At 61.7% G+C, this 24,382-nt stretch carries 31 protein-coding genes and 2 pseudogenes; 19 read left to right on the top strand and 14 right to left on the bottom strand.

Going from position 1 to position 24,382, the window contains the following annotated elements; translation table 11 throughout:
• The first annotated feature begins 53 nt into the window (after positions 1–53).
• Positions 54–1,400 (top strand): acetyl-CoA carboxylase biotin carboxylase subunit, encoded by a 1,347-nt coding sequence (gene accC / locus Syncc8109_RS09505; RefSeq protein ID WP_006850090.1) that lies wholly within the window; start codon positions 54–56, stop codon positions 1,398–1,400.
• Positions 1,401–1,402: 2 nt separating this feature from the next.
• On the opposite strand, the gene Syncc8109_RS09510 is transcribed toward accC, so the two are convergent.
• Positions 1,403–1,723 (bottom strand): YggT family protein, encoded by a 321-nt coding sequence (locus Syncc8109_RS09510; protein WP_025362513.1) that lies wholly within the window; start codon positions 1,721–1,723, stop codon positions 1,403–1,405.
• Between the two features lie 89 nt (positions 1,724–1,812).
• On the opposite strand from Syncc8109_RS09510, the gene psbX reads away from it, so the two are divergent.
• The 4 genes from psbX to Syncc8109_RS09530 are packed head-to-tail and all read left to right on the top strand — an operon-like array spanning position 1,813 to position 3,926.
• The gene (psbX, locus tag Syncc8109_RS09515) at positions 1,813–1,935 is read left to right on the top strand and encodes a photosystem II reaction center X protein (protein ID WP_006851281.1); all 123 of its coding nucleotides are present in this window, start codon (positions 1,813–1,815) and stop codon (positions 1,933–1,935) included.
• Positions 1,936–1,984: 49 nt separating this feature from the next.
• Positions 1,985–2,917: a Ycf66 family protein gene (locus tag Syncc8109_RS09520; protein WP_006852053.1), complete on the top strand. Its 933-nt coding sequence runs from the start codon at positions 1,985–1,987 to the stop codon at positions 2,915–2,917.
• 5 nt (positions 2,918–2,922) lie between these two features.
• On the top strand, positions 2,923–3,453 hold the full coding sequence (locus Syncc8109_RS09525; RefSeq protein WP_006850029.1) for a hypothetical protein: 531 nt from the start codon (positions 2,923–2,925) through the stop codon (positions 3,451–3,453).
• Positions 3,450–3,926 carry a hypothetical protein gene (locus Syncc8109_RS09530; RefSeq protein WP_006850929.1) on the top strand — a complete coding sequence of 159 codons (477 nt, stop codon included), beginning with the start codon at positions 3,450–3,452 and terminating at the stop codon, positions 3,924–3,926. The genes Syncc8109_RS09525 and Syncc8109_RS09530 overlap by 4 nt, the downstream gene beginning before the upstream one ends.
• On the opposite strand, the gene Syncc8109_RS09535 is transcribed toward Syncc8109_RS09530, so the two are convergent.
• Genes Syncc8109_RS09535 through Syncc8109_RS09545 form a run of 3 tightly spaced genes read right to left on the bottom strand, consistent with a single transcriptional unit; the run spans position 3,927 to position 6,510 of the window.
• Positions 3,927–4,127: a chlorophyll a/b-binding protein gene (locus tag Syncc8109_RS09535; protein WP_006851497.1), complete on the bottom strand. Its 201-nt coding sequence runs from the start codon at positions 4,125–4,127 to the stop codon at positions 3,927–3,929.
• 9 nt (positions 4,128–4,136) lie between these two features.
• The gene (locus tag Syncc8109_RS09540; protein ID WP_006849762.1) at positions 4,137–6,113 is read right to left on the bottom strand and encodes an ABC transporter ATP-binding protein/permease; all 1,977 of its coding nucleotides are present in this window, start codon (positions 6,111–6,113) and stop codon (positions 4,137–4,139) included.
• 55 nt (positions 6,114–6,168) lie between these two features.
• A complete protein-coding gene (locus tag Syncc8109_RS09545) occupies positions 6,169–6,510 on the bottom strand; it encodes a histidine triad nucleotide-binding protein (protein ID WP_006850312.1) in 342 nt (113 codons plus the stop codon).
• A 76-nt stretch (positions 6,511–6,586) separates the two neighbouring features.
• Here Syncc8109_RS09545 and Syncc8109_RS12970 point away from each other — a divergent pair.
• Positions 6,587–6,781 (top strand): annotated as a pseudogene (locus tag Syncc8109_RS12970) (magnesium chelatase domain-containing protein); the annotation flags it as partial.
• Positions 6,782–6,784: 3 nt separating this feature from the next.
• Positions 6,785–6,937, top strand: a pseudogene (locus Syncc8109_RS12975) (ATP-binding protein); the annotation flags it as partial.
• Here the strand turns inward: Syncc8109_RS12975 and Syncc8109_RS12695 are convergent.
• From Syncc8109_RS12695 to def, 4 genes are all read right to left on the bottom strand, one after another.
• Positions 6,931–7,080, bottom strand: a complete 150-nt coding sequence (locus Syncc8109_RS12695) for a hypothetical protein (RefSeq protein ID WP_006851286.1) — start codon at positions 7,078–7,080, stop codon at positions 6,931–6,933. The pseudogene Syncc8109_RS12975 and the gene Syncc8109_RS12695 sit on opposite strands and share 7 nt — an antisense overlap.
• 80 nt (positions 7,081–7,160) lie before the next feature.
• Positions 7,161–7,790: a DUF3747 domain-containing protein gene (locus Syncc8109_RS09555; protein ID WP_006850136.1), complete on the bottom strand. Its 630-nt coding sequence runs from the start codon at positions 7,788–7,790 to the stop codon at positions 7,161–7,163.
• Positions 7,791–7,840: 50 nt separating this feature from the next.
• Positions 7,841–8,038 (bottom strand): hypothetical protein, encoded by a 198-nt coding sequence (locus Syncc8109_RS09560; protein ID WP_006850702.1) that lies wholly within the window; start codon positions 8,036–8,038, stop codon positions 7,841–7,843.
• 3 nt (positions 8,039–8,041) lie between these two features.
• Positions 8,042–8,647: a peptide deformylase gene (gene def / locus Syncc8109_RS09565; RefSeq protein WP_006849977.1), complete on the bottom strand. Its 606-nt coding sequence runs from the start codon at positions 8,645–8,647 to the stop codon at positions 8,042–8,044.
• Between the two features lie 49 nt (positions 8,648–8,696).
• Between def and Syncc8109_RS09570 the strand changes: the two genes are divergently transcribed.
• Positions 8,697–10,634 carry a prolyl oligopeptidase family serine peptidase gene (locus tag Syncc8109_RS09570; protein WP_025362515.1) on the top strand — a complete coding sequence of 646 codons (1,938 nt, stop codon included), beginning with the start codon at positions 8,697–8,699 and terminating at the stop codon, positions 10,632–10,634.
• 101 nt (positions 10,635–10,735) lie between these two features.
• Positions 10,736–10,909 carry a hypothetical protein gene (locus tag Syncc8109_RS12700; RefSeq protein WP_006849765.1) on the top strand — a complete coding sequence of 58 codons (174 nt, stop codon included), beginning with the start codon at positions 10,736–10,738 and terminating at the stop codon, positions 10,907–10,909.
• 6 nt (positions 10,910–10,915) lie between these two features.
• On the opposite strand, the gene Syncc8109_RS09575 is transcribed toward Syncc8109_RS12700, so the two are convergent.
• The 5 genes from Syncc8109_RS09575 to Syncc8109_RS09595 are packed head-to-tail and all read right to left on the bottom strand — an operon-like array spanning position 10,916 to position 16,006.
• Entirely contained in the window at positions 10,916–12,196 is a 1,281-nt protein-coding gene (locus Syncc8109_RS09575; protein WP_006850233.1) for a SufS family cysteine desulfurase, read from the bottom strand.
• On the bottom strand, positions 12,193–13,371 hold the full coding sequence (locus Syncc8109_RS09580) for a SufD family Fe-S cluster assembly protein (protein ID WP_006851510.1): 1,179 nt from the start codon (positions 13,369–13,371) through the stop codon (positions 12,193–12,195). The genes Syncc8109_RS09575 and Syncc8109_RS09580 overlap by 4 nt, the downstream gene beginning before the upstream one ends.
• A gap of 2 nt (positions 13,372–13,373) precedes the next feature.
• Positions 13,374–14,162 (bottom strand): Fe-S cluster assembly ATPase SufC, encoded by a 789-nt coding sequence (gene sufC / locus Syncc8109_RS09585; RefSeq protein WP_006852075.1) that lies wholly within the window; start codon positions 14,160–14,162, stop codon positions 13,374–13,376.
• A 42-nt stretch (positions 14,163–14,204) separates the two neighbouring features.
• A complete protein-coding gene (sufB, locus tag Syncc8109_RS09590) occupies positions 14,205–15,644 on the bottom strand; it encodes a Fe-S cluster assembly protein SufB (protein WP_006850742.1) in 1,440 nt (479 codons plus the stop codon).
• A 5-nt stretch (positions 15,645–15,649) separates the two neighbouring features.
• On the bottom strand, positions 15,650–16,006 hold the full coding sequence (locus Syncc8109_RS09595) for a ferredoxin-thioredoxin reductase catalytic domain-containing protein (RefSeq protein ID WP_006851313.1): 357 nt from the start codon (positions 16,004–16,006) through the stop codon (positions 15,650–15,652).
• 158 nt (positions 16,007–16,164) lie between these two features.
• On the opposite strand from Syncc8109_RS09595, the gene Syncc8109_RS09600 reads away from it, so the two are divergent.
• The 9 genes from Syncc8109_RS09600 (at position 16,165) to Syncc8109_RS09635 (ending at position 21,958) form a co-directional block, all read left to right on the top strand.
• Positions 16,165–16,809 (top strand): metalloregulator ArsR/SmtB family transcription factor, encoded by a 645-nt coding sequence (locus Syncc8109_RS09600; protein WP_006851130.1) that lies wholly within the window; start codon positions 16,165–16,167, stop codon positions 16,807–16,809.
• The gene (locus tag Syncc8109_RS09605; RefSeq protein WP_006851692.1) at positions 16,809–17,147 is read left to right on the top strand and encodes a hypothetical protein; all 339 of its coding nucleotides are present in this window, start codon (positions 16,809–16,811) and stop codon (positions 17,145–17,147) included. The genes Syncc8109_RS09600 and Syncc8109_RS09605 overlap by 1 nt, the downstream gene beginning before the upstream one ends.
• 80 nt (positions 17,148–17,227) lie before the next feature.
• Positions 17,228–17,821 carry a phycobiliprotein lyase gene (locus Syncc8109_RS09610; RefSeq protein WP_006851628.1) on the top strand — a complete coding sequence of 198 codons (594 nt, stop codon included), beginning with the start codon at positions 17,228–17,230 and terminating at the stop codon, positions 17,819–17,821.
• Between the two features lie 90 nt (positions 17,822–17,911).
• Entirely contained in the window at positions 17,912–18,700 is a 789-nt protein-coding gene (locus tag Syncc8109_RS09615) for a phycobilisome rod-core linker polypeptide (RefSeq protein ID WP_006849790.1), read from the top strand.
• Between the two features lie 183 nt (positions 18,701–18,883).
• Positions 18,884–19,957, top strand: coding sequence for a DUF4912 domain-containing protein (locus Syncc8109_RS09620; protein WP_006850815.1), 1,074 nt, complete (start codon positions 18,884–18,886; stop codon positions 19,955–19,957).
• Positions 19,948–20,154 (top strand): hypothetical protein, encoded by a 207-nt coding sequence (locus Syncc8109_RS09625; protein WP_006850065.1) that lies wholly within the window; start codon positions 19,948–19,950, stop codon positions 20,152–20,154. The genes Syncc8109_RS09620 and Syncc8109_RS09625 overlap by 10 nt, the downstream gene beginning before the upstream one ends.
• Before the next feature lie 63 nt (positions 20,155–20,217).
• Positions 20,218–20,841 carry a phospholipase D-like domain-containing protein gene (locus Syncc8109_RS13195; RefSeq protein WP_006850984.1) on the top strand — a complete coding sequence of 208 codons (624 nt, stop codon included), beginning with the start codon at positions 20,218–20,220 and terminating at the stop codon, positions 20,839–20,841.
• A gap of 225 nt (positions 20,842–21,066) precedes the next feature.
• Positions 21,067–21,552: a phospholipase D-like domain-containing protein gene (locus tag Syncc8109_RS13200; RefSeq protein ID WP_369792022.1), complete on the top strand. Its 486-nt coding sequence runs from the start codon at positions 21,067–21,069 to the stop codon at positions 21,550–21,552.
• Between the two features lie 88 nt (positions 21,553–21,640).
• Positions 21,641–21,958 (top strand): hypothetical protein, encoded by a 318-nt coding sequence (locus tag Syncc8109_RS09635; protein ID WP_232202420.1) that lies wholly within the window; start codon positions 21,641–21,643, stop codon positions 21,956–21,958.
• Positions 21,959–21,971: 13 nt separating this feature from the next.
• Here the strand turns inward: Syncc8109_RS09635 and Syncc8109_RS09640 are convergent, their stop codons facing one another.
• The gene (locus Syncc8109_RS09640) at positions 21,972–22,211 is read right to left on the bottom strand and encodes a hypothetical protein (RefSeq protein ID WP_006850586.1); all 240 of its coding nucleotides are present in this window, start codon (positions 22,209–22,211) and stop codon (positions 21,972–21,974) included.
• 477 nt (positions 22,212–22,688) lie between these two features.
• Here Syncc8109_RS09640 and Syncc8109_RS09645 point away from each other — a divergent pair, with 477 nt between their 5' ends.
• Positions 22,689–24,347 (top strand): alpha-D-glucose phosphate-specific phosphoglucomutase, encoded by a 1,659-nt coding sequence (locus Syncc8109_RS09645; RefSeq protein WP_025362517.1) that lies wholly within the window; start codon positions 22,689–22,691, stop codon positions 24,345–24,347.
• Positions 24,348–24,382 lie beyond the last annotated feature (35 nt).

Raw genomic sequence — 24,382 nt, forward strand, 5'->3', positions numbered from 1 at the left:
CAACTTCGGTCGGCGCTGATACGATCCGGCGTCAGGCCTGAACATGCTGCGGGATGCCCATCGGCAAAGTGCTGATCGCCAACCGCGGCGAGATTGCCCTCCGGATCATTCGAAGCTGCCGCGAGCTCGGCATCGCCACTGTGGCGGTGTACAGCTCCGTTGATAAAGACGCTCTGCACGTGCAGCTCGCCGATGAAGCGGTCTGCGTAGGCGAAGCCCTGAGCAGCAAGAGCTACCTCAACATTCCCAACATCCTGGCGGCAGCCACCTCCCGCGGTGCTGACGCCATCCATCCCGGCTACGGCTTCCTGGCGGAGAACGACAAGTTCGCCGAGATGTGCCGTGATCACGGCCTCACCTTCGTTGGGCCCTCCCCCCACGCGATTCGCTCGATGGGGGACAAGTCGACCGCCAAATCGACCATGCAATCGGTGGGTGTTCCCACGGTGCCCGGCAGCGAGGGCCTGCTCAGCAGCACCAGCCAGGCGGCCGCCCTGGCCGAGGAGATGGGCTATCCCGTGATGATCAAGGCCACCGCCGGCGGCGGTGGTCGCGGCATGCGCCTGGTGCCGGACGCCAGCCAGCTTGAGAGCCTGTACAAAGCAGCCCAGGGAGAGGCGGAAGCTGCCTTCGGCAATCCCGGCCTCTACATGGAGAAATTCATCGATCGGCCCCGCCACGTGGAAGTGCAGGTGCTGGCCGACCGTCACGGCAACGTGGTTCACCTTGGTGAAAGGGACTGCTCGATCCAGCGCCGTCACCAGAAACTGCTGGAGGAAGCCCCAAGCCCAGCCCTAGATCCCGACCTACGCCGCCGCATGGGCGATGCCGCCGTTGCTGCCGCCCGAAGCATCAATTACGAGGGCGCCGGAACGGTGGAATTCCTGCTGGATCGCAGCGGTGGCTTCTACTTCATGGAAATGAACACCCGGATCCAGGTGGAGCATCCGGTGACTGAGATGGTCACGGGTGTGGATCTGATCGCTGAACAGTTACGCATCGCCGGTGGCGAACCCATCAGCGTGCAGCAGGAGGAGATCCAGCTCACCGGCCATGCGATCGAATGCCGCATTAACGCCGAGGATGCTCGGCACAACTTCCGTCCCGCCCCCGGACGCATCACGGGATGGCTGCCCCCCGGGGGGCCAGGTGTGCGCGTCGACAGCCACGTTTACACGGGCTACGACATCCCGCCCTTCTACGACTCCCTGATCGGCAAGCTGATCGCTTGGGGAAAGGACCGCGACCACGCCATGACGCGGATGAAGCGGGCCCTGAATGAATGTGCCGTCACAGGGATCCCAACCACGGTGGAATTCCACCTGGAGATGCTGGATCGGCCGGAATTCATCAACGGCGACGTGCACACCAAGTTCGTGGAGCAAGAGATGCTCCCCTGAGCTCAGGCAGCTGCCTGGGCGTGCATCAGGATCTGAGAGAGCAGCCCCTGCTGACCGACCAGCAACTCACGCACGAGGCTGATCAACCCCACCCAAATTACTGGAGTGACGTCGACTCCACCAATCGGGGCGATCACGCGGCGGCTCAGCGAAAGCACAGGTTCCGTTGGCCATGCCACCAGGGGCCAGGCTCCCTGGTTCAGATCGACCTGGGGGTACCAGGTGAGCACGATGCGCAGCAGGAACGCCAGGGTCCAGGCCGCCAGCAGCAAGCCCAGTAGTAAATGGAGGACTGGCAGGGCCTGCAGCAGCAGCGGCGTCACAAAGCTCAAAGCAAATCGTCCCCTCATCGTAGAAAGACGACATCGCTTCTTAAGATCGGCGCGGCTTTGAAGCAGACGGCAGCAACCCCATGACCCCCTCCCTCTCCAACTTCCTGAGCAGCCTCCTTTGGGGAGGTGTGATCGTCGTAATTCCTGCCTCCATCGCCCTATTCCTGCTGAGCCAGACCGACCAGGTCGACCGCAAGCTCTGACCCGCCACTGGCGCCCCTCTTAGACTGACTCCCAAGCGGAAGCAGAGCTTTGGTTAACGCCAGTCTCAATTGGGCCAGCATCGTCGGCATCGTTTTGGCCGTCGGCGGCGCTCTGCTCTATTTCATGCGGTCGTTCAAACCGGCCCTGGCGCGGGATTACGACGTGTTCTTTGCTGCCATCGGGCTGCTATGCGGCGGCATCCTGTTCTTCCAGGGTTGGCGCCTCGACCCAATTCTTCAGTTCGGCCAGTTCCTGTTGGCGGGAACTACCGTGTTCTTTGCCTACGAAAGTGTGCGACTGCGCGGCGTGGCCACTGAGCAGGCACGGCGCTCCGCCTACTTCGATGACGAACCAGCACCGGCCCGGGGCGGAGGTCCAGGAGGCCTGCGGGGCGGTTGGGATGACGGCGTGTACGAACGTTTTGATGAACCCCAGCCGGTGCGGCGGCGCTTTTCAGGCCGCGACGATGACACCGAAGAACGGCCTGAAGAGGAGTTCTACCGGCCGCGCCGGGCCAGCCGTGCAGCCATTCCTGAGGAAGCAGCCAGCCGTCGCTCAGCAGACCGTGATCATGGCGATTCCGGTTGGGAACAAAACGACGAGCGCTCCCGCCGCATGGCTCGCTTCCGCGCTGGCGAAGCCCGAGATGAACGACGTCCCGACTTTGGCTCCAGACGGACGGATCGAGACGACCAACGCCGCGGCAGCCGACCCGTGGGGCGACCTGAACGTCCTGCAGGCGAACGCGCTCCTTCAGGAGCAGAAGATGCCGCCTTCGCCCCCAGCCGCAGTTCAGCACCGAACAGTGCGGCCCCTAACCGAGGACGCCCCAGCGCCAACCCGAACGCCGTGAGCGACTCCAGGCAATCTGCCGAACCGCCCGTTGCGTCGAACCGACCCAGCAGCAACCGCCAACCCCCCCGCAGCTCACGGCCCTCGTCCGACAGACCGCGGGACAACAGCTCCCGCTTCGACGACTGAACCAGTTGCCTCGTCCGCTGCTGATCCTGCTCGCCAGCTTGATACTGGTTGGCTGCAACGGTCGCAGTGAACGGGCAGGTGCCGGCTTGCTTGCCACCAGTCAGCAGGCCCCAGCCCTGAGCGGCAGTGGTGAGTGGCTGGCCGTCGTCAGCGATCGCGGCGGCCGACCCACGGTGCAGCTGCGCCGCCTGAGCGACGGATTGGTTGTCTCCGTTCCCCAGCTGAGCCGACATCAGCCCCACAGCTCGCCCTCCCTGAGCTGGAACGGCCGTTACCTGGCAGCGATCACACAGCGGGGGCGCCGCCGACTCGCGGTGGTGACCGACCGTCTGAACGGACGCATGTACCCCCTGCCGCTGCCGGGGGGGCGAGACCCGGTGCAGCTCAGCCTGGCGCCGGATGCCCAGCGGATCGCCCTGCAGGTGACGGATCAGGGGAGGTGGCGCGTGGAACTGCTGGATCTGAGTGATCTGCTCGAGCCTGACCGTCCTCCGGGACAGAGCCTCTCCACACCGGCGCTGTCGTCAGAGCCATGATCCGCGTCGCTCTGCTTTTCAGCCTGGTGTTGGTGACCGGGTGCAGCAGCCCCAGACCCACTCCCCGGCCCGACCTCAACGGCCTGCTGCGTCAATCCGTGAACAGCCGGCGGGATCCATCCCTGGGGGGACGCTGGCTGGCCAGCCTGGGCCAACGCAATGGGAGGGAGCGGGTTGAACTGATCGACCTGCGCAACCGCAGCCCCGTCCCGTTGCCGGGCCTCAACCGTGCTGATGCCCAACCGATCAGCGTCAGCGTCAGTGGCGATGGGCAACGCTTGGCCGTGGTCCAGCAACGGGAAGACCGCACGGAATTGGTGCTCTACCGGCGCAAAATAGGGGCGACGCAACGGCTGCCCCTGGACCCGCCGGGCGTGCCCCGCAGCGTCAGCCTGGATGGCTCCGGCAGGCGACTGGCGGTGCAGGTGAGCCGGAATGGACGCTGGGATGTGGATCTGATCCGCCTGCCCTGATCAGGGCAGCAGCCCTGCCCAGTGGAGAAAGGTGTCGCCGCTGAGCACCTCGATCAGCAGCATCGCCACAAAACCCACCATGGCGAAGCGGCCATTCACCCGCTCGGCATAGCCACTCCAGCCGAAGGCAGGCACATCGTTGGTGGTAGCAGACGTCTCCGGAACGGACGTGGTGTCAGGGGTCTCGCTGGTGGAGGTCATCCGGCCGGTTCAAGAACGCCCGAAGTCATAGCTGGTCGCAGGGATCAGCCGCCAGTCGTGATCACCGCTGAGCTCCAAAACGGTGTCATGGAAATCCTTCAGAGTTGGCCGGTGGCCCACGCTGATGAACGCCACCTCCCGATCCCGCAACAGGGAATAAAGGCGGGATTCGGTCTCAACATCCAGGGCACTGGTGGCTTCATCAAGCACCACGACCTTGGGCGAATTGAGCAACAGCCGCGCAAAGGCCAGTCGCTGCTGTTCACCCAGAGAGAGCAGCCGCGGCCAGTCCTGCTTGATGTCGAGGTCCGGATAACGCTGCAGAAGTTTGCCCAACATCACCTGATCCAAAACAGCCCGTAGCTGTTCATCGCTGAAACGGGCCTGATCAAGGGGATAACAGAGCTGTTCGCGCAGAGATCCCAGTGCCATGTAGGGCTTCTGGGGGATGAAAAGGAGATCGCCCTGCCCCGGGGAATAGACGGTGCCCGTCGGCGAGCCCCACAGTCCACTCACCACCCGCAGCAGTGAGGTCTTGCCACAGCCTGAGGGTCCCACCACCAACAGCCCCTCAGCGTTGCCCAGGGAAAAACTGAGGTCGCGCACTAGCACGTTGTCAGTGCGGGGTGTTTTGACCGTCACCCCCTGGAGCGCCAGGCGCTCAGAGGGCACGATCCGCGGCACGTAATCACTGCACTCCTCGGAATCGAGGTTGGAGATATTGGATTGAAATCCTTCAAGCCGGTTGATCGATGCCGAGAACCGGGCCAGGGCTTCGATGTTGTAGACGATGAAAAATAGTGATCCCTCAACCAGGTTGTAGGCGACGTTCGCCTGGGCGAAGCCGCCGTAATCCATCTCCCCGGCAAGAATCGGAGCCGCAAGGATCAAATAGGGGATGAAATTGCTGGCGTAGATGCTGGAGCGCTGCAGTACCCGCAGCAGCACCTCCCAGACAATCAGCAGATTGAAGTTTTCAACGACGGTGGCCAGACGACGCGTCACCTCCTTGGCTTCCTGCTGCTCACCGGCATAGAACGCAATCGACTCGGCGTTGTCCCGCACCCGCACGAGGCCATAGCGATAATCCGCTTCAAAACGCAGCTGGAAGTTGTTCAGCCGCACCAACTTACGGCCGGCCACAATCATCAGGACAGACACCCCGGATGCATAGGCCAGAAGAGCAAAGGTGAGCCCATCACTCACCGAATACAGGATGAGGATGTTGAGAGAAAAGGTGAGGATCGAATCAAAAATATTCAGCGCAAAACCAAGGGCCTGTGCCGTGAAATCACGCACATCCTCGGAAATACGTTGATCGGGGTTATCAACATTGGTGGCCGCTTCATCATTGGGATTGAGCACGTAATAGGCCCGATCCCGCAGGTAATCGTCCACCAGACTCAGCGACAACCATTCCCGCCAGAACAGCCCCAGTTTCTGGGTGAAATAAAACTGCAGGCTGCGAATCGGCAGTGCCACCGCAAAACAGGCGCCGTAGATCCAGAGGTTGCGATACGACGCATCGCCGTCTTTGGAGATCAACGCATTGGTCAGATCCCTGGCAATAAATGTGATGCCGGCATTGATGCCGTTCACGCTCAACAGCATCAGGATGATCAGGCCGAGAAACAGCCAAGGCAGCCAGCGGCGATGCCTGAGTTGGCCCCGGACGGAGGCGAACACAACAGCCCCCAGAACGAACATGGCACTAATCCCCGCTCCCCATCCACGGGACCAGAGCATGGCCAGGGAGGACTGGACGCCCCCGAGGTACTGGCCGGTCAGCTCCGGCAACAGCCACGACAGGCCGTTCATCAAGCCCGTGACCAGGAACAGCACGATCCCGGCCACACAGAAGAGCAGGCTCACCAGCAGTCCAAGGAACTGCCAGCCGTTGTCTTCGGTGTAGGGGAAGAAGTAGGGCTGCGAAAGCCGACGCAGCTTGGCGGCCTGATTGCGCAAGTTCTGAAGCTGGTGGGTCATGCCACTGCTGAACTGTGCTCAGTCTGGCTGTCGCCGCGCCGCTTCGCCGCTGACCTCAACCGGGAGGCCATGCCAGAGGACGGCCACCGATCACGTGCACATGGAGGTGAAACACCGTCTGGCCAGCACCAGCGCCGCTGTTGATCACCGTGCGGAAATCATCCAGACCATCCTGTTTGGCCACGCGGGCAGCCACCAGCAACAGATGGCCCAGCAGGGCCCCATCCTCAGCAGCACCGGAGCGCAGACTCTCGATCGGCTTGCGCGGAATCACCAGCAGATGAACGGGTGCCTGGGGCGCGACATCGCGAAAGGCCAGGCACTGCTCATCGCTGTAGACCTCATCGCACGGGATCTCGCCACGAAGGATCTTCCCGAAGATCGTGTCGTCTGCCATGGGCCTTGAAAACGAAGGAACAGCCGGACCGGTGTGTCAGCAGGGGGCATGAATCTCCTGCGTCACCCTCCACAGAATGCTGGCACGTTGTCTCAGTGCATCCCTACAAAGTCTGGAGGCCAGACCGGTGGTGGTGGATCTCGCCCCGGGCCTGCCGGGCGTCCAGCTGGTGGGTCTGCCGGACAAGGCCATTCAGGAATCCCGGGAGCGGGTCCGATCCACCCTGCGCAACAGCGGCTTCAGCGGCCCCCTTGTGCGCGTGGTGATCAACCAGCGCGGCCTGAGCACGCGCAGCAGCCTTCAACTGTTGCGCGTGGCGCGCACCATTGCCGATCTCAACGACCGGAGCAGCGTCGATCGAAACGCCGTGGCGGAAGCAAGTTGCTTCCGCTGCACCGATCTACTCAAGCAACCTGGGGCTCAGTAGTCTCGGGCGCGCTTGTCAGGGGTGTCCCGGTAGGGCTGGGTGCCGATCGGCGGGGGCTGGAGATGGCGGTCGTTGAAGGAACCCAGCGCATGGGTCATCGCTTCACCGAACCACTGGAACCACTGAACAACCGTTGTTTTCATCACGTCCTCCTGGGTCTGTCTTCAGTGTGAAATCACTGACAAAGGACGACAACAGGTGTTTTCACCTGTTCTGCGCCAGCTCAGTACGACGGAGCTACGGAACTCCCACTCTGTTCAGTCTCAGCAGGCTCGCTGGTTGGGCTGGAACCGGCCACTGGCGCACTGTCCCTGTAGACATAGAGATGGCCGAGGCTCTTCTTGCCGTAGGCCCGTCGCTTCAAGGTCCAGCCCGGCGCAAGCTTGAGCTGAACAAAGCCGCTGGCGGCACCACCGGCCCGAGCGACGAGCATGGTCGGTTGGGAGGGATTCTTGGTGGGCGTGGCCAGCAATTCAATATCCCGACCAGTGTTCACCACGCTGAGCCGGTAGCGGGTGCCGAGGTCGTCACCACCGATCCGAAGGGAATAGCCGTTGCCATCGATGTAGCGGTTGCAGACCCCGCTGAAATCAAACGTGGACAACAAGGGATCGACCATGGCCGGTGATCCCGCATCCACAGCGAAACAGGGGCGTTTTGTGGTGCGCTGCTCGTAGATGTTCAACTGAGAACGCTCACCCTGCCCGATCGGGGCCGACACCAACACGAAGTTGCTCAACTCCACGGGCACCGCCGTGAAGAGCGAACCCTGGGCCAGGACCACCGATGCAGAGGTCGCTGCAAGAGCGAGACCGGCAGCGGCCACGGTTCGAAAGCGTGCCATCACGTCCATGGAGGAACTGAGCGGATCGTAAAAGTGATGCCTGGATCGGTCGCCCCCGATCAGGCCGGTTTGTTCAGGCGAATGGCGAACAGAAGGGTCCCAACCGTTCCAGGGGCCGCCAGGGCGAGGATCCAGCTGGTGGTTTTGACCCCGAGGTCGGGATCGCCGTAGGCCAGTTCAAACACACATCCGGTACTGGCGATACCCAGAACACAAGCGAGGGCCAGAAAAACGCCGGCCAAGGGTTTCATCGGCATAACTCAGGCGACGCTCCGCACATCTTGGCGCTCGAAGCCCTTCTCCTTGAGCTCCTTCTGCAGACCGTCTTCATCCGTGACGCGATCGACAAACAACACGCCATTGAGATGATCCATCTCGTGCTGAATGCAACGGGCCATTAGGCCATCGGCCTTCATCTTCCGGGGCCGACCCATCTCGTCGCGGAAGCTCAGTTCAATCGCGGTGGGGCGCACCACGTCGAGATAAACCCCAGGGATGCTGAGACAGCCCTCTTCGTAGGTGTCGAGCCCGGCGCTGGCGGCCGTGATTTCCGGATTGATCAACACCAGGGGGGGCGTGGCTGCATTTTCAAGGTCGAGATCAATCACCAGGAGCTGCTGATGAATCCCCACCTGAGGAGCCGCCAGGCCAATGCCCTTGGCGGTGTACATGCTGCGCAGCATGTCGCGGGCCAACTCCCGCACCTGCTCATTCACCTTGCCAATGCGACGCGCGGACTGCCGCAACACCTCATCGCCCAGGGTGTGAATCTCCAGCGGCGGTGTTTCCAGGGCCGTCTTGGGCACCAGCATCGTGTCCCGCGACTTATCGGCCTGACGGGCCAACTCTGCAAAGCTCCCTGCCAAGACCAACGCCGCGTTGATTCAGCATGGTAAGCGGCCTGAATCAGCCGTTATGAGAGCCGCTCCGTTATCCGCGCAGCATGCCGTCGGCCGTTTGCCTGGTCTCAAGGAACCAGCCCTGGTCAGTGGCCCCGATGCAACGCTATGGCTGATCTGGCTGGAACAGCGCCCCCAGGAGCGCGGCCGCACCACTGCCTTGATCCGGCGTTTCAATGATTCCGAGGCTGAACCAAAGGAGCTGACGCCGGCCCCGAGCAACCTGCGCAGTCGGGTGCATGACTACGGCGGCGGCGTACTCGCAACCGCGATGGAGCAGGACAGGCTGATCCTGGCCTGGATCGAGCGCGGCTGCCTCTGGCGTCAGGACTGGCGCCTGCCGCAGACCAGCCCCCAGCAACCCACCCCCCTGGCTGCACCCCAACGGCTCAGCCAGGAAGGGGACTGGGAGCTGGCGGATGGCGTTCTCGATCTGCCCAGGCAACGCTGGATCGGAATCCGTGAAATCGAGGGCCGTGACGAGCTAGTGAGCCTGGCGCTGAACGCAACGGATCAGACGCCGCTGCTGCTTCACCAGCCGACGGACTTTGCCGGCTATGGCTGCTTGAGCCCCGATGGCCAGCGCTTCGCCTGGGTGGAGTGGCAGCAACCCGCCATGCCCTGGGACAGCAGCCGTCTCTGGTGCGCGGAGTTCAGCGACACGGGCGGGCTGGTCGAGCCCCGTCAGCTGGCCGGAGGCGATGGCATCTCGGTGTTTCAACCCCAATGGCTGCCCGACGGGCAGTTGCTTGTGGCGGAGGACAGCTCAGGTTGGTGGAACCTGATGCTCCAGCCCAATGCCGACGCCGCCTGGGAGAGACCTTGGCCGATGGCTGCCGAGACAGCCATGCCCCAGTGGATCTATGGGATGAGCACCACGGCCTGGGATGGCGAGCAGCTGGTCGCCGCCGTCTGCAGCCGCGGGGCCTGGTCGTTACAACGGCTCAGCCTGGAAGGAACGGTGCAGCCGTTGACGCAACCGTTTGATGACCTTGCAGGATTAAGCGCCTGCAACGGCCGCGCCGTGGCCGTGGCCAGCAACAGCACCAGCGTGGCCGGGCTGCTGGAAATCGATTTGCGGCCGACCACCCCGATCTGGAGCCATAGCCCCGCCATCACGTCACCGTTATCGGTTGAGGCGATCAGCGTGGCCGAACCGCTGTGGTTCAACGGTCACCAAGGCGAACGCACCCATGCCTGGTACTACCCCCCCCACGGCAAGTCACCAGGGCCTGCGCCACTGCTGGTGAAAAGCCACAGCGGACCAACGGCCATGGCTCGCCGCGGCCTCAGCCTGGCGATTCAGTACTGGACCTCACGGGGCTGGGGCGTGGTGGATGTGAATTACGGCGGCTCAACGGGGTTCGGCCGGGACTACCGGGAGCGCCTCATCGGGGGCTGGGGCCTGGTGGATGTGACCGACTGCGCAGCCGCAGCGCAGGCCCTGATCGAGGCCGGTCGCGCCGATCCCGGCCAGATCGCCATCGAAGGGGGCAGCGCTGGCGGCTTCACCACCCTGGCGGCGCTGTGCTTCACCGAGGTGTTCAGGGCCGGCGCCTGCCGCTATGCGGTTTGTGACCTCACAGCCATGGCTGAAGACACGCACAGATTTGAAGCGCGCTATCTGGATGGACTGGTGGGGGAATGGCCCGCAGCACGTGCTTTGTACGAGCAGCGGTCGCCGCTGCTGCATGCCGATCAAATCCGCTGTCCGGTGCTGTTCTTCCAGGGTTTACAAGACAAAGTGGTACCTCCCAAACAAACCGAACGCATGGCGGAGGCGCTGCGCAGCAACGGCATTCCGGTGGAGGTGCGGCTATTCGAGGAGGAAGGCCACGGCTTCCGCAGCCAAGCCACCCAGATCGCGGTGCTCGAGCAAACCGAGGCCTTTTTCAGGCAGGAATTGGGCATAACAGAGGATTACAAAGCGCACAACCCCGTTCAGCAGATGTGATCGGTTGAGCGAGCAACCAGCAGGAACCATCAACCTGTGCTCCACGGAACCCATGAAGAAGCGGTAAGCCTGAAAAACTGACGACTGTTTCGACAGCACCGATGCGGATCCTGCGTTATCGCGGCAACAGCTACGCCAGCCCTGAACCGATCAACGCGGCTCCCCGTCCCGGCGCACGCTCCTACCGCTGGGTGAAGTACGCCATCGAGACCAACAAGGTCGTTCCCCTGCGTCAACGCGAGGCCGCAGCAAGCAACGATCAGCTGGCGGCCTGAGCCAGCTCAGCTGTGCTCGCGCAGGAAGGCGACCGTGGAAGCGAGCTCTTCGCTGAAGCGGTCGATCTCTTCAAAGGTGCTGGTGAAACTCAGGCTGGCCCGAGCTGAAGCCGTCACGTCATACATGCGGTGCAGGGGCTGACAGCAGTGGTGACCACTGCGGATGCAGATCCCGGACGCATCGATCAGAGCGGCAATATCGTTGGCATGCACGCCATCGACAAGGAATGTGGCGAGGGCACCTCGCTCGGGCTGTTGATCCGGCGTCGGACCCAGGACCCTCACACCATCAATGGCCTGCAACCGAGTGAACAGATGCCGGGTGAGCTGAGCTTCCCAGGCCTGAATCGATTCCAGACCCACCGCCTGCAGGTAGCGAATCGCGGCGCCCATGCCCACCGCCTCGCCAATGGCAGGTGTGCCCGCTTCGAACTTATGGGGCAACACCGCCCAGGTGCTGTGGTCCAGGTAAACGTCCTGAATCATCTCCCCGCCGCCCAAAAAGGGAGGCATCGCCTCCAGCAGCGACTCCCTAGCCCAGAGGAAACCCATGCCGGTGGGGCCGCAGAGTTTGTGGGAGGAGCCGACAAGAAAGTCGGCATCAATGGCCGCCACATCAATCGGCTTGTGAGCCAGGCTCTGGCAGGCATCCACGAGAACGCAGGCGCCAACGGCATGGGCTGCGGGGATGACCTGATCCAGGGGATTGCAGCAACCGAGGGAATTGCTGATGTGCACCAGGCTCACCAACCGGGTGCGCTCGTTGAGCTGGGCCCGGAAATCCTCGAGATCCAGCTCACCGGATTCGGTGATGCCCACATGGCGCAACACACAGCCGGTGCGCTGAGCCAACAGCTGCCATGGCACCAGGTTGCTGTGGTGCTCCATCACCGTGAGGAGGATTTCGTCCCCCTTCTTGAGGTTGACATCCCCCCAGGTGCGCGCCACCAGATTGATGGCTTCGCTGGCATTGCGAGTGAAGACAATTTCGCGGGAGCTTGCCGCACCCACGAAGGCCGCCGTCGTGCTGCGGGCCGCCTCAAAGGCATCGGTGGCGCGGGCACTGAGCTGGTGAGCACCGCGATGCACGTTGGCGTTGTCGCAGCTGTAATACCGCTGCAGCGCCTCAAGCACCTGACGGGGCTTCTGGCTGGTGGCAGCATGATCGAGATAGATCAGCGGCCGGCCATCTGGAGCCAGCTGCTCGAAAATCGGAAAATCGGCACGATATCGAGACGATAAATCCACAAAATCAGCACTAGGTCGTACTTTGGCAGCGATCGTCATGGGGCGAGGCTCTCCATCACGCGCTCCAGGGGGAACCAAGCCTGCGCAGCAGCAGGAAGCTGGGCAATCACTTCCTGGCAGGCCCCGCGCAGCAGCAGCGCCGTTGCATCCTCCGCAGCGATGCCCCGGCTCTGGAGATAGAACAGCTCATCGGCCTGAAGCTGCGACACGGTGGCCCCATGGGCGCAGCGCACATCGTCGGCCACGATCTCAAGCTCGGGCTTGGTGTCCACCCGGGCCCGATCAGACAGCAACAGGTTGCGGCTCAACTGCGCAGCGTTGGTGCGCTGAGCATCGCGGGGAACACTGATGGCGCCGTTAAAAATCGCGTGGGACTGGCCGCCGGCCAGGCATTTCTGCAACTGATCTAGCTCCCCCTCCGGCCCGTCGAAGCGCACCGCAGTGTGGGTAGCCAGCTGCTGCTCGGCACCGGTGACAGCCAGACCTTTGAGCACGGTCTCTGCCTGGCCATCCACCTGCACCACCCGGGGCTCGACCCGTCCCAGGTTCCAGCCTTGAACCACAGAAGTGAAGGCGTAGGAGCTGCGGGGCTCCTGCTCGACAGCGAAATGGGCCATCAGCGATGACGCGCCATCCGCCGTCGCCAGCAAGCCATGGCGCAGTTGGGCCTCCTGCCCCAGATGCACTTCCAGCACATGGCTGTGGGCCGACGCCCCCTCAGCCAGCAGCACCTGCATCAACTCAAGCTCAGCTTTTTCTTCCAATAGCAGCAACACCCGCGTGGCGTTCAACCCCGCACCCGCCGCCAGCACCAGCTCCAACGGGCCAACCCGTCCCCGCACCCTGAGGGCCAGGATCTGCTGGGCTTTGGCATGGTTGAACTCCACGGGCCAGACCTGGGCACAACCGCAGCGATCGAGGGTGTGGCCGAGGGCCTGCTCCAGCTCTTCAGCATTCAGCGCAGTGATTCCCTCCGGAAGAACCTGACCGGCCAGGGGATCATCAAAACCATTGAGCACCAGACGGGTCACCCCGTCCAGGCTGGCCGGCAGAGACGTGGACAGTGGCGAGGCACTGGCCGGCAATTCCGAGACAGTCGCAAGCCGTTTTAGGTCGGTGAGGCGCCAGGGCTCCTGGCGGCGGCTGGGCAGACCAAGCTGTTCAAGCGCGGCTCGACCGCGCTCCTGCACTGGCACCAGCACACTGCTTGCCATGGTCAAGCGGCTCCTTGAGCGGCCAGTTCCTGATCCACCCAGTCGTATCCGGTCTGCTCCAGCTCAAGGGCCAGCTCCCGGCCTCCGGTACGCAGAATCCGGCCTGCCGCCATCACATGCACATAGTCCGGGGTGATCTCATCGAGAAGACGCTGGTAGTGGGTGATGAGCAGCGTGGCGTTATCTTCCGTCGCCAGCTGGTTCACACCACCGGCCACGATGCGCAGGGCATCGATATCCAGGCCGGAATCGGTTTCATCCAGGATCGCCACCACGGGCTCCAGCAACGCCATCTGCAGAATCTCGTTGCGCTTTTTCTCGCCCCCCGAGAAGCCTTCGTTAACACTGCGCTCAAGGAAGGCAGGGTCCATTTGCACCACCTTGAGCTTGTCGTGCACATGATCCTCGAAGGCAAAGGTGTCGAGCTCCTCTTCCCCCTGTTTTTCGCGTCGGGCATTGGTGGACACCCGCAAGAATTCCAGGTTGCTGACGCCAGGGATTTCAACGGGGTACTGAAATCCGAGGAACACCCCCAGACGGGCCCGCTCTTCAGGCTCCAGCTCAAACAGATCCTGGCCGCGATAACGAACTGTGCCGCCCGTGACCCGGTAGGCCGGATGCCCGGCCAACACCTTGGAAAGCGTGCTCTTGCCACTGCCGTTGCGACCCATCACTGCATGGACTTCACCAGCTCTCACCTGCAGATTCACTCCCTTGAGGATGGGCTTGTCCTCGACGGAGGCATGCAGGTCTTGGATGTCGAGCAGCAGCTCAGCGTCAGGGCGAATCACGGAAGGCTTCGTTAAAAAACAGAGACAAGGTGGGAGAGGGAATCAGCCCACGGACCCCTCAAGTTTGAGGGCCAGCAATTTGTCGGCCTCAGCGGCAAACTCCATCGGCAGCTGATTGAAGACGTCGCGGCAGAAGCCGCTGACCATCATCGAGACGGCCTCTTCAAACCCGATGCCACGGCTCTGCAGGTAGAAGAGCTGGTCTTCGGAGATGCGACATGTGCTGGCCTCGTGCTCGATGGCCGCCTGGGGCTGCTGTGAACGGATGTAGGGATAGGTATTCGCAGCGGCTTGATCGCCGATCAGCATCGAATCGCACTGGCTGTAATTGCGGGCGCCCTTGGCATTGGGTCCCATCTGAACAAGACCGCGATAGCTGTTGCTGGAGCGGCCTGCACTGATGCCCTTGCTCACAATCGTGGAGCGGGTGCGCGGTCCGACATGAACCATCTTGGTACCGGTGTCGGCCTGCTGGCAGTTGTTGGTGAGGGCCACGGAATAGAACTCACCCACCGAATCAGCACCCTGGAGCACGCAACTGGGGTATTTCCAGGTGATGGCTGAACCGGTCTCTACCTGGGTCCAGCTGATGCGGCTGCGATGACCGCGGCACTGGCCTCGTTTGGTCACGAAGTTGTAGATCCCGCCGACGCCATTTTCATCACCGGCGTACCAGTTCTGAACCGTGGAATATTTGATCGAAGCGTCGTCGAGGGCCACCAGTTCCACCACCGCCGCATGCAGCTGGCTGGTGTCGAACATTGGTGCCGTGCAGCCCTCGAGATAACTGACCGAAGCACCCTCTTCCGCCACGATCAAGGTGCGCTCGAACTGTCCGGTGTCGCCGGAATTGATCCGGAAGTACGTGGAGAGCTCCATCGGGCACTCAACACCCTTCGGAATGAAAACGAAGGATCCGTCGCTGAACACGGCTGAGTTCAGGGCGGCGAAATAGTTGTCGTTGCTGGAGACAACCGTGCCGAGGTAGCGCTCGATCAGCTCGGGATGCTCTTTGACCGCCTCACTGAAGGAGCAGAACACCACCCCGTGTTCCGCCAGCTTCTCCTTGTAAGTGGTGGCAATCGAAACGCTGTCAAAAACAGCGTCCACGGCCACGTTGCTGAGGCGCTTCTGCTCGCTCAGCGGGATGCCGAGTTTGTCGAAGGTTTCCAACAGCTTCGGATCCACCTCATCGAGGCTGGCCTTCTTCTCCAGCTGCTTGGGAGCCGCGTAGTAGACGATGTCTTGATAATCAATCTCTGTATAACCCAAGGCAGCCCAGTCGGGCTCCTCAAGGGTGAGCCAGTGGCGAAACGCCTTGAGCCGGAACTGCAGCAGGAAATCAGGCTCCTCCTTCTTGGCCGAGATCAGGCGAACGACCTCTTCACTGAGACCCTTGGCGATCTTGTCAGTCTCGATCTCGGTGACGAAGCCGTACTTGTACGGCTGGCTGACGAGATCCCGTGTGGAGGTACTGGTCATTCAGCTCAGCCGGCGGTGGCGTTGATCGTTTCGGTGGTGATGGTCTGCGTCTTCTCAGGGCAAGCGAAGGGGTTGTCCTCAGTGAGGAAGAGCATGCAATGGCATTCCTTGCGCTCGCGCATTGGAACACAGGGACAGTTCCAGAAGGCCTGTGAGACCTCGGCGTCTTTGTCTTCGTAATGGCGGCAAGGGCACAGCGCTCCCCCCAGATCGTCCTTGTGACGTGCCAGACCCTTCAGAACAACAGCGGTGACACTGGGGTCGGCACAGAAATACGTGCCGGTGCGCTGCGCATAAGTTTCAGCGAACTTACGGATGACCTCCAGGCTTTCTGCTGTCGGCTCTTGGGGGGCGTCGGACATGGAAGTGGAGGGAGCGGCGAATTACGAAACCCCGCGGTTTCCTTACTGGAAGCCTAGGCCAACAGGGCTCCGGTCAGCGGGCTCCCCATTGTGACCCTCAACACGGCCGACATGCCGAGGCAATTCGGTGGCATCGTGTGGGGAGGTTTCGCCTCCTCATGAGCGCCTCGGCCCCCGCCAGCACCCGCGACGCCGTGCTCTCCCTGCTGCTTGAGCGCGGGGAGGTGGACGCTGGCACCCTTGCCGATGCCGTGGGCATTTCCGTTCAGGCCATGCGGCGGCACCTGCGCGCCCTCGCCGACAGCGGCTTGGTCTGCGCCAGCAGCAATGCCAGCGGCCCGGGGCGTCCCAGCAACCGCTGGTGCCTCACCGACGAAGGACGGGCCCAGTTCCCCGATGGCAGCGGCCGCTTCGCCCTTGGCCTGCTGGATTCGATGCGCAGCCATCTCCCCGAAGCGACCGTGCGCCAGCTGCTCAATCAGCAGGCGGAGTCGAAGGCCAGCCAATACCGACAAAGCCTTGGCGAAGCCTCCCTGGAGGCTCGCCTCGAACACCTGGCACGGCTTCGGCGCGATGAGGGCTATGTGACCGTCTGCAGCCGGGACGACGACGGCGTGAGCTGGCGGCTCGAGGAGGCCCACTGTTCCGTGCAGCGCATTGCTGAAGAATTTCCCGCGGTCTGCGACCAGGAATTGCTGCTGATTAGGCGCACCGTGCCGGACTGCCGGGTGGAACGGGTGCATTGGCGGCTCGAGGGCGGCCACGCCTGCGGCTTCCGCATCACTCCGTTACCGCAGGGCTGATGGGCATCGACCGAGCCGCGATTGAACGCATCGACTCCACCCTGCTGCCCCAGCTCGATCGCCATCACCTGCGGGTGCTGAGCCACTGCCTGGACAGCTTTCAATCCATGGCCGCTCCAGGGAGCACTGGCGCGATCCCCGACAAAAATCAACGGCGCCGCTGGTGCCAACAGCAACCCGTGGTCGCTGACGATCCAGCATTCCTCGACACCTTGCTGCTGCAGCTCAACGCTGCCGCCGATCAGCTGGATCAACTGGCGCTTGAGCTGGGCAAGCCTCCATTGGCACTGACCCTCGACGATCTGATCAGCGCCGCCGAAGCCCGCTGCCGTGGCTGACATGGCTTTCGTGGGTGGCTGGGCTGTCGTGGCTGACTTGGTCGGGCTGCCATCATCAACTCACTTCCTCAAAGCCGGTGATGCTTGAGATCTCAGACGCCCTCAGCTTCTTTCGTCTGAGCTGTGGCCGCTGGACCTCACAGCGCAGCCAGCACCACCTGCTGCATCGCCGCGCCGAAGCCGGCGCCTCCTTCATCGTTGTAGAGGAACTGCTCAAGGGCGACGAACGCCTTGCGGAGATCGCCGAACGCAACAACGCCAGTGTTGAGCAGATCGTGGGGGGCTGCTGGGTGCGCTGGAGCGGATCGATGGCCTGGGATCGGGCCGGTGAATCCCATGAAGACCAGACCATGTTCGGACTGATCCCCGAAGACGAAACGGGGAGACGGGGACTGCTGCTGCGGGATCGCGGTTATGCCGAGAAAGCGCCGGTGGCAGGCCAGTTCCGCATGGACGACGAAAACGGCCTGATCCTCACCACTGACTACGAAATGATGAGCTCCCTGGAGCGCTTCTGGTTCGCCAGCGAGAACGTGCGGCTGCGCACCAGCACGGTGCAAGGACTCTCCAACAACGCCTCCTTCTGCATCGAGACCCGGCAGCTGGACGATATTGATCAGCGCAGCCCTGCAATGGCTTCGAACGGGGCCGCCCTCGCCCCATTCGGCTGGTAAGCAGAAGTACCTAGAAGAAGTATTACGGCATGTAATCGCTGCAACAGCAGCTGAAGGGGGCAAGACCCAGCACTTCTACGATCGCCAGCAGTGGATGCTGTAGCTCGCGTGGCCATTCCTCTTCTGGAGTACGCACCAATCACTCAGAACTCTCTGAGATCAGGTGTTCCGAACCTTCGAGTCGGCTCCGATGAGGGATCCCGGGCTTACTCCCTGGAAATCGCAGACGATCGCGACAACTTCGACACCGTCGTGGAAGCCGGCTATCGGCAAATCTTCTTCCACGCCTTCAAAACCGATCGGGACGTCAACCTTGAGTCCCAGCTGAAGGATGGACAGATCACCGTTCGCGATTTCATTCGCGGCCTCCTCCTTTCGGACACCTTTAAGCGCACCTTCTACGGATTCAACAGCAATTACAAAGTGGTCCGTCACCTTTGCGAGAGGATTCTCGGCCGCAAAGTGAACGGCAAGGGCGAAGAGCTCTCCTGGTCCATCGTGATTGCGACCAAAGGCCTGGAAGGCCTAGTGGATGTTTTGCTCGACAGCACCGAGTACCTCGACGCCTTCGGTTACGACACGGTTCCTTACCAGCGGAACCGCGTTCTTCCCGGCCGTGAGCTCGGCGACACTCCCTTCAACATCACCACCCCCCGCTACGACGAGTACTACCGGAACATTCTTGGCTTCCCCCAACTTGTTTTCACTGGCGGGCCTGCCAAGCGACTTCCGGAGCGCGCGAAGATCAAGAAGGGTGGGTCTCCGCAGGACTACATGGCATGGGTGAGCGAAATCGGCAATCCTCGCCGAGTCGGCCCAAGCACCAGCGCCGATATGGACTATTTGACCAAGGTGCCTTACCGGACCATCGGCGGCTGATCCGGTACCAAACTTGTTCACAAAAGCGGGGCTTCGGCTCCGCTTTTTTTGTGTCTCTGACTGTGATCCCCGGGATCGACGTTCATCCAGTGGTCAGCATCCACTGACCCTTGGCCCCTTCATGCTTCGAAAAGGAATTTTTCAGATCACAATGATCCCAAACGAAACCTGGAGTTTTTGGACGTGTCCCAAACCCTGTCATCCCTGGCACGTCTCACCCTTCGTCAACTGCGTCAGATCGCCAGCGACCTAGGGGTGCCGCTCTACAGCCGCAAAAGCAAAGAGACCCTGGTCGACGAGGTTGCCCAGCGTCAGCAAAAGCGTGGTGGAGACCTGAAGGCCATCGAGGCGGAACTCAACGCACCTGTCATCGGCGGTAGCGACACCCGCGTAGTGTTCCTGCCACGGGACCCCCAGTGGGCCTACGTGTTCTGGGAAATCTCCGAGGCCGATCGCAAGGTTGCCCAAAAAGATGGAGCAAGTCGACTTTGCCTGCGCCTGGCTGACGTGACGGGCATGCAAGACGGCAATGCTCATCCGCACACCCTTCAAGAAGTGCCAGTCGACAGTCACAGCACTGAGTGGTACTTGCCTGTGCCCCTCTGCGACCGCGATTACCGGGTGGAGTTGGGCTATCGCATTGGCGCCAGCTGGATGTCCCTGGCCTTCTCCTCCGTGGCCCGCGTGCCCGCTCTTCACCCGAGCGAGCAGATCCTGGATCAGTTTGTGCCCTTCAGCCTCGATGCTGCACCCGCCGAATCCGCTCCAGTCCCCGTCACCCCGATCGAGTCGAGCAACAGTGGCCTGCACGAGCGGCTTTACCAAAGCGCCACGGTTCAGTTCCGCCGCCGTCGGGTTGGCTCTGAAGAATTCCAGGAGGGCTTTGACGTTTCCGGCGACAGCAGTGGTTTGAACGACTCTGGGGCTGGCCTCTGGGCCAGCGGCCGCAACGAGTCTGGCCTTGGTGGCGTGGCTCCTCGCCAACGCTCCTTCTGGCTGGTGGCTGACGCCGAACTGATCGTCTACGGCGCCACCGATCCTTCTGCTCGCCTCACCATCGGTGGCGAAGAAGTGCCTCTCTCCACCGACGGTACCTTTCGGATTCAGGTGCCCTTCCGCGACGGAGAGCAGATGTATGCGATCGAAGCCACTGCCTCCGATGGAGAACAGAAGCGCAACATCACGCTCAACTTCAATCGTGAGACCCCTGAAGACAACAGCAACCCTGCAAGCGAAGCCCGGGCCGAGTGGTTCTGAACCCTTCCGATTCCAAAGCACCAGCATCCCTGCGCTGGTTCGTGGCCATCACTCCCCTGGCGGGGGCGATGGTCTTTCCATTGGTGGTGCCTTTGGTGATGGCCCGGGTCGGCATCGGCGCCGGTGTGGGCGTCGCCCTCGTTTTGAGCGGACTCTGGTTTGTAGCGATGCTGAAGACATCGGAGATGCCCCACTGAAGATTGGGGAACTCTGATCAAGACAAGGTCTTGGTCTCGATACTGAAGAACCCTCCGGGGTGGATGGCAGCGACTCTTGTCTTCGGTGGCTGCAGCCAGGCGGGATCGGTCTTTGGCACAGCGTCGGCAGAGCTGGCAATGCCCAAGCAGATCGATGTGGTCTTCAACCACAACACCAGATCGCGTTACCTCTCACCCCTCACAGGAGAGTGGCGCCATGATGACGAGTTGAAGACATGGCTGATTGAAGCCATTGATGGCGCCAACGAGGAGGTGCTGGTGGCCGTTCAAGAGCTCAGTCTTCCGAGGATTGCCCAAGCGCTGATCGCTGCACAACAGCGAGGCATTCGCGTTGCCGTGGTGCTGGAACACAACTACCACCAGGCATGGAGTGAGCAACGGCCCAGCCGGTTGAACCCACGAGAACGACAGCGCTGGCATCAGTTGAACCGCCTGGCCGACAGCAATCGCGACGGCACCACCACTGCGGACGAAGCATTCCACGGTGATGCCGTGGCACAACTGCAAACGGCGAACGTTCCACTGATTGACGACACCGAAGACGGCAGCAGCGGCAGTGGCCTGATGCACCACAAGTTTCTGGTGATCGACCAGACAATAGTGATTACAGGCAGCGCCAATCTCATCAGTTCTGGCCTTCACGGTGATGCGGGTCAACAGCTCTGAGCTGGCCTTGGCTTGCCTCCAGGAATTCGCCACACATCTGGGCGAATTCCTGGAGGCAAGCAGGACCGTCGCTTTGGCCAACAGAAAGCAAAAGGGAGCGTGCAAGCCGTGCAGGTGGGCGACATCCGCGTGGAGTTGCTGTTTTCACCCCATCCCAGGAAGGATCGGAATCACGGGCTACATCTATTGGAGAAGCAATTAAGAGCAGCCAAAGAAAGCGTTGATATGGCCCTGTTTGTGTTCTCCGCACAGCAACTCACCAACGTGCTGCGTGAACAGATCAAGCGAGGCATTGAAATCAGGCTGGTCGCCGATCCTGGTTTTGCGAGCCGACCCTTCTCGGAAGTGCTCGATCTGCTGGGGGTCAGCCTTCCTGATCACACCTGCAAGGTAGAAGCGGGTAATCAGCCGTTGGATCAAGCTCTCAAAGACGTTGGCAGCTCTCGCCTTGCGCGGGGTGACAAGCACCATCACAAATTCGCCGTAATCGACAATCGCAAAGTGATCACGAGATCCTTCAATTGGTCGCCCTCTACTGTCCACACCAACGACAAAACCCTGCTGATGATCCACTCACCCCAACTCGCCCAACACTTCACCCAAGAAATGGATCGACTCCGAGATGGAGCAGAACTCGGGATCACACCGCAGCTCCAGGGGAAACTCAACCGTCAAAAAATTCGATGCGGAGATGGAGTAACAAGAGGCTGAAATCCTCGCCATACAGGAGACAATGGTGACCATGAAATGTTCTCGTCTGATTCCCGTCGGCTTGGTGTTGGCTATGGCTGCTCCATGCATGGCCGCCGAGCCATACGAGCCCTGGCCCAGCAGGGATCAACTGCGCGGCATCGAACAGGCCGCGTACGCCTGCTCCCGCAACAACTCAACGGAAGCCTGCGAGCAGCTTCGTCAGCTCGCCGATCCTTTGATGGATCACTACCGGTTGCCGGGGCTCTGCAAAGACGTGCTGTGGTCCCTGATGGATGAAGCGAAGGTTGCCAGCACCAATGACTTTCGCCGTAAGGACGCCATTACGACTACGGCCCGGCGGATCCCAAGGGTCTGCGCCGAGCCGGTGATGAAAAAGGAAAAGCCCAAATCGCGTCAGGCCTGAGCCTGACTGGACGTCAATCAAAGTCGAAACTGAAGCGCTGGCCCTGCATCAGGGTGGCCACCTCTCCGCGAACGGCATCCAGGAGAGCCATGCTGACGTCGGGATGCCTCTTGATTTCGTCCAAAAACATCTGCACGTCGGCGGCCGTCAGTCCGTGGTTAGTGATTCTGGAATCCACCTTGCCGCGAAACGTCTCCAAGAAACTGAGTTGATCAGCATCGAGTGGCTTGGAGCCGGGATGGGTGACGTCCATCGAAGAAACAGCGGCGATCAGTGGGTTTTCTCCAAATCGCCAAGCAGATCGATCAGAGTCTCGATATCACGATCATGCCACCAATGCTGAGTTGGCTCTCATGACTAGCGATTTCGGAGGCCAACTCACACGCCGTGGAGGAGTGGCCTGAGACATCACAACTGTTGGACAATTTCAAGATGGCATTGGAAAACTTGCCGCGCGGGCATTTTTCGAAACTGACTTATTGATTACAGCATTGGCAGCAGTCACGGCCTCCTGTGAGGCCTCCGGCAGTGGAAGGGCCCCTTTCCAGCTCTGTGATGCAACCACAGAAGATGTCGTGCAGGCCATTCCGACGCACAACAGCAGCAGATAGCGATGCATGCTCGTCGGAATTGATGCGGGCCGAAGGGTAGCGGCGTCAACTGGTCGTGACCGACGCCATGCAAATGGATTTCCATGTTTAGGTTCCACATACAGCCCCCCTCCGTCGTGATGACCACCTCGGCCCCTGCGGAATCGACCCAACGCCAGGTGACCCTGGCCACCCCTTTCACCGACCAGAAGCCAGGGACCTCCGGCCTACGCAAGAGCAGTCGCCAATTCGAGGAGCCCCATTACCTGGAGAGCTTCATCGAAGCTTCGCTTCTCACGCTGCCGGGCGTGCAGGGCGGCACCTTGGTGCTCGGGGGCGACGGCCGTTACGGAAACCGCCGTGCCATTGATGTAATCCTGCGGATGGGAGCCGCCCACGGCCTCAGCAAGGTGATCGTCACCACCGGCGGGATCCTCTCCACGCCTGCCGCCTCCAATCTGATCCGACAGCGTCAGGCCATCGGCGGCATCATCCTTTCCGCCAGCCACAACCCGGGTGGTGAGAACGGTGACTTCGGCGTCAAGGTCAACGGCGCCAACGGTGGACCCACTCCCGCCTCCTTCACCGATGCAGTGTTCGAATGCACCAAGACCCTGGAGCAATACTCGATTGTTGAGGCTCCAGAAATCCCACTGGATGCCCCTGGTCTGCACAGCATCGGCGCGATGCAGGTGGAGGTAATCGACGGCGTCGAAGATTTTGTTGCCCTGATGCAGAAGCTGTTCAACTTCGATCAGATCCGAGATCTGATTTGCAGCGACTTCCCCCTGGCCTTTGACGCCATGCATGCCGTCACGGGGCCATACGCCACCCGCTTGTTCGAAGGGATTTTGGGTGCATTGGCGGGAAGCGTGCGCAACGGCACACCCCTGGAAGACTTCGGCAACGGTCACCCCGACCCCAACCTCACTTACGCCCACGACCTGGCTGAACTGCTGCTCGAGGGAGATGAGTACCGCTTCGGCGCCGCCTGCGACGGCGATGGCGATCGCAACATGATCCTGGGCCAGCGCTGCTTTGTGAATCCCAGCGACAGCCTCGCCGTGCTGACTGCTAACGCCACGCTGGCTCCGGCCTACGCCAACGGCCTGGCCGGGGTGGCGCGTTCGATGCCCACCAGCGCTGCGGTGGATGTGGTGGCAAAGGAGCTGGGGATTGACTGCTTCGAAACCCCCACAGGCTGGAAATTCTTCGGCAACCTGCTGGATGCCGGCAAGATCACCCTTTGCGGTGAGGAGAGCTTCGGCACCGGCAGCAACCACGTGCGCGAGAAAGATGGTCTCTGGGCAGTGCTGTTCTGGCTGCAGATCCTGGCCGTGCGCCGCTGCAGCGTCGCCGAGATCATGGCCGAACACTGGAAGCGCTTCGGACGCCACTACTACTCGCGTCACGACTACGAGGCCGTCGCCAGCGACGCCGCCCATGGCCTCTACGACCGCCTCGAATCCATGCTGCCGAGCCTGGTGGGCCAGGCCTTTGCTGGATGCAAGATCAGCACAGCCGACAACTTCAGCTACACCGATCCGGTTGATGGTTCTGTGACAACGGGCCAGGGTCTGCGCATCCTTTTGGATGACGGCAGCCGGGTCGTGGTGCGCCTCTCCGGTACAGGCACAAAGGGAGCGACGATTCGCGTCTACCTGGAGAGCTATGTGCCCAGCAGCGGCGACCTCAACCAGGATCCCCAGGTCGCCCTGGCCGAGATGATCAGCGCCATCAACGACCTGGCGGAGATCAAGCAACGCACGGGCATGGATCAACCAACCGTGATCACCTGATCAGGGTCCATCACTCCTGACATGCCAAAGCCACC

The organism is Synechococcus sp. WH 8109 (assembly GCF_000161795.2).
In the GTDB taxonomy this organism is placed as follows: domain Bacteria; phylum Cyanobacteriota; class Cyanobacteriia; order PCC-6307; family Cyanobiaceae; genus Parasynechococcus.

Coding starts and splice junctions, on each gene's coding strand:
- accC (WP_006850090.1), top strand. CDS start 54: ATGCCCATCGGCAAAGTGCTGATCGCCAACCGCGGCGAGATTGCCCTC.
- psbX (WP_006851281.1), top strand. CDS start 1,813: ATGACCCCCTCCCTCTCCAACTTCCTGAGCAGCCTCCTTTGGGGAGGT.
- Syncc8109_RS09530 (WP_006850929.1), top strand. CDS start 3,450: ATGATCCGCGTCGCTCTGCTTTTCAGCCTGGTGTTGGTGACCGGGTGC.
- Syncc8109_RS09535 (WP_006851497.1), bottom strand. CDS start 4,127: ATGACCTCCACCAGCGAGACCCCTGACACCACGTCCGTTCCGGAGACG.
- Syncc8109_RS09540 (WP_006849762.1), bottom strand. CDS start 6,113: ATGACCCACCAGCTTCAGAACTTGCGCAATCAGGCCGCCAAGCTGCGT.
- Syncc8109_RS09545 (WP_006850312.1), bottom strand. CDS start 6,510: ATGGCAGACGACACGATCTTCGGGAAGATCCTTCGTGGCGAGATCCCG.
- Syncc8109_RS12695 (WP_006851286.1), bottom strand. CDS start 7,080: ATGAAAACAACGGTTGTTCAGTGGTTCCAGTGGTTCGGTGAAGCGATG.
- Syncc8109_RS09555 (WP_006850136.1), bottom strand. CDS start 7,790: ATGGACGTGATGGCACGCTTTCGAACCGTGGCCGCTGCCGGTCTCGCT.
- Syncc8109_RS09560 (WP_006850702.1), bottom strand. CDS start 8,038: ATGCCGATGAAACCCTTGGCCGGCGTTTTTCTGGCCCTCGCTTGTGTT.
- Syncc8109_RS09570 (WP_025362515.1), top strand. CDS start 8,697: ATGAGAGCCGCTCCGTTATCCGCGCAGCATGCCGTCGGCCGTTTGCCT.
- Syncc8109_RS12700 (WP_006849765.1), top strand. CDS start 10,736: ATGCGGATCCTGCGTTATCGCGGCAACAGCTACGCCAGCCCTGAACCG.
- Syncc8109_RS09575 (WP_006850233.1), bottom strand. CDS start 12,196: ATGACGATCGCTGCCAAAGTACGACCTAGTGCTGATTTTGTGGATTTA.
- Syncc8109_RS09580 (WP_006851510.1), bottom strand. CDS start 13,371: ATGGCAAGCAGTGTGCTGGTGCCAGTGCAGGAGCGCGGTCGAGCCGCG.
- sufB (WP_006850742.1), bottom strand. CDS start 15,644: ATGACCAGTACCTCCACACGGGATCTCGTCAGCCAGCCGTACAAGTAC.
- Syncc8109_RS09595 (WP_006851313.1), bottom strand. CDS start 16,006: ATGTCCGACGCCCCCCAAGAGCCGACAGCAGAAAGCCTGGAGGTCATC.
- Syncc8109_RS09600 (WP_006851130.1), top strand. CDS start 16,165: ATGAGCGCCTCGGCCCCCGCCAGCACCCGCGACGCCGTGCTCTCCCTG.
- Syncc8109_RS09605 (WP_006851692.1), top strand. CDS start 16,809: ATGGGCATCGACCGAGCCGCGATTGAACGCATCGACTCCACCCTGCTG.
- Syncc8109_RS09610 (WP_006851628.1), top strand. CDS start 17,228: ATGCTTGAGATCTCAGACGCCCTCAGCTTCTTTCGTCTGAGCTGTGGC.
- Syncc8109_RS13195 (WP_006850984.1), top strand. CDS start 20,218: ATGGCAGCGACTCTTGTCTTCGGTGGCTGCAGCCAGGCGGGATCGGTC.
- Syncc8109_RS13200 (WP_369792022.1), top strand. CDS start 21,067: ATGGCCCTGTTTGTGTTCTCCGCACAGCAACTCACCAACGTGCTGCGT.
- Syncc8109_RS09635 (WP_232202420.1), top strand. CDS start 21,641: ATGGCCGCCGAGCCATACGAGCCCTGGCCCAGCAGGGATCAACTGCGC.
- Syncc8109_RS09640 (WP_006850586.1), bottom strand. CDS start 22,211: ATGGACGTCACCCATCCCGGCTCCAAGCCACTCGATGCTGATCAACTC.
- Syncc8109_RS09645 (WP_025362517.1), top strand. CDS start 22,689: ATGACCACCTCGGCCCCTGCGGAATCGACCCAACGCCAGGTGACCCTG.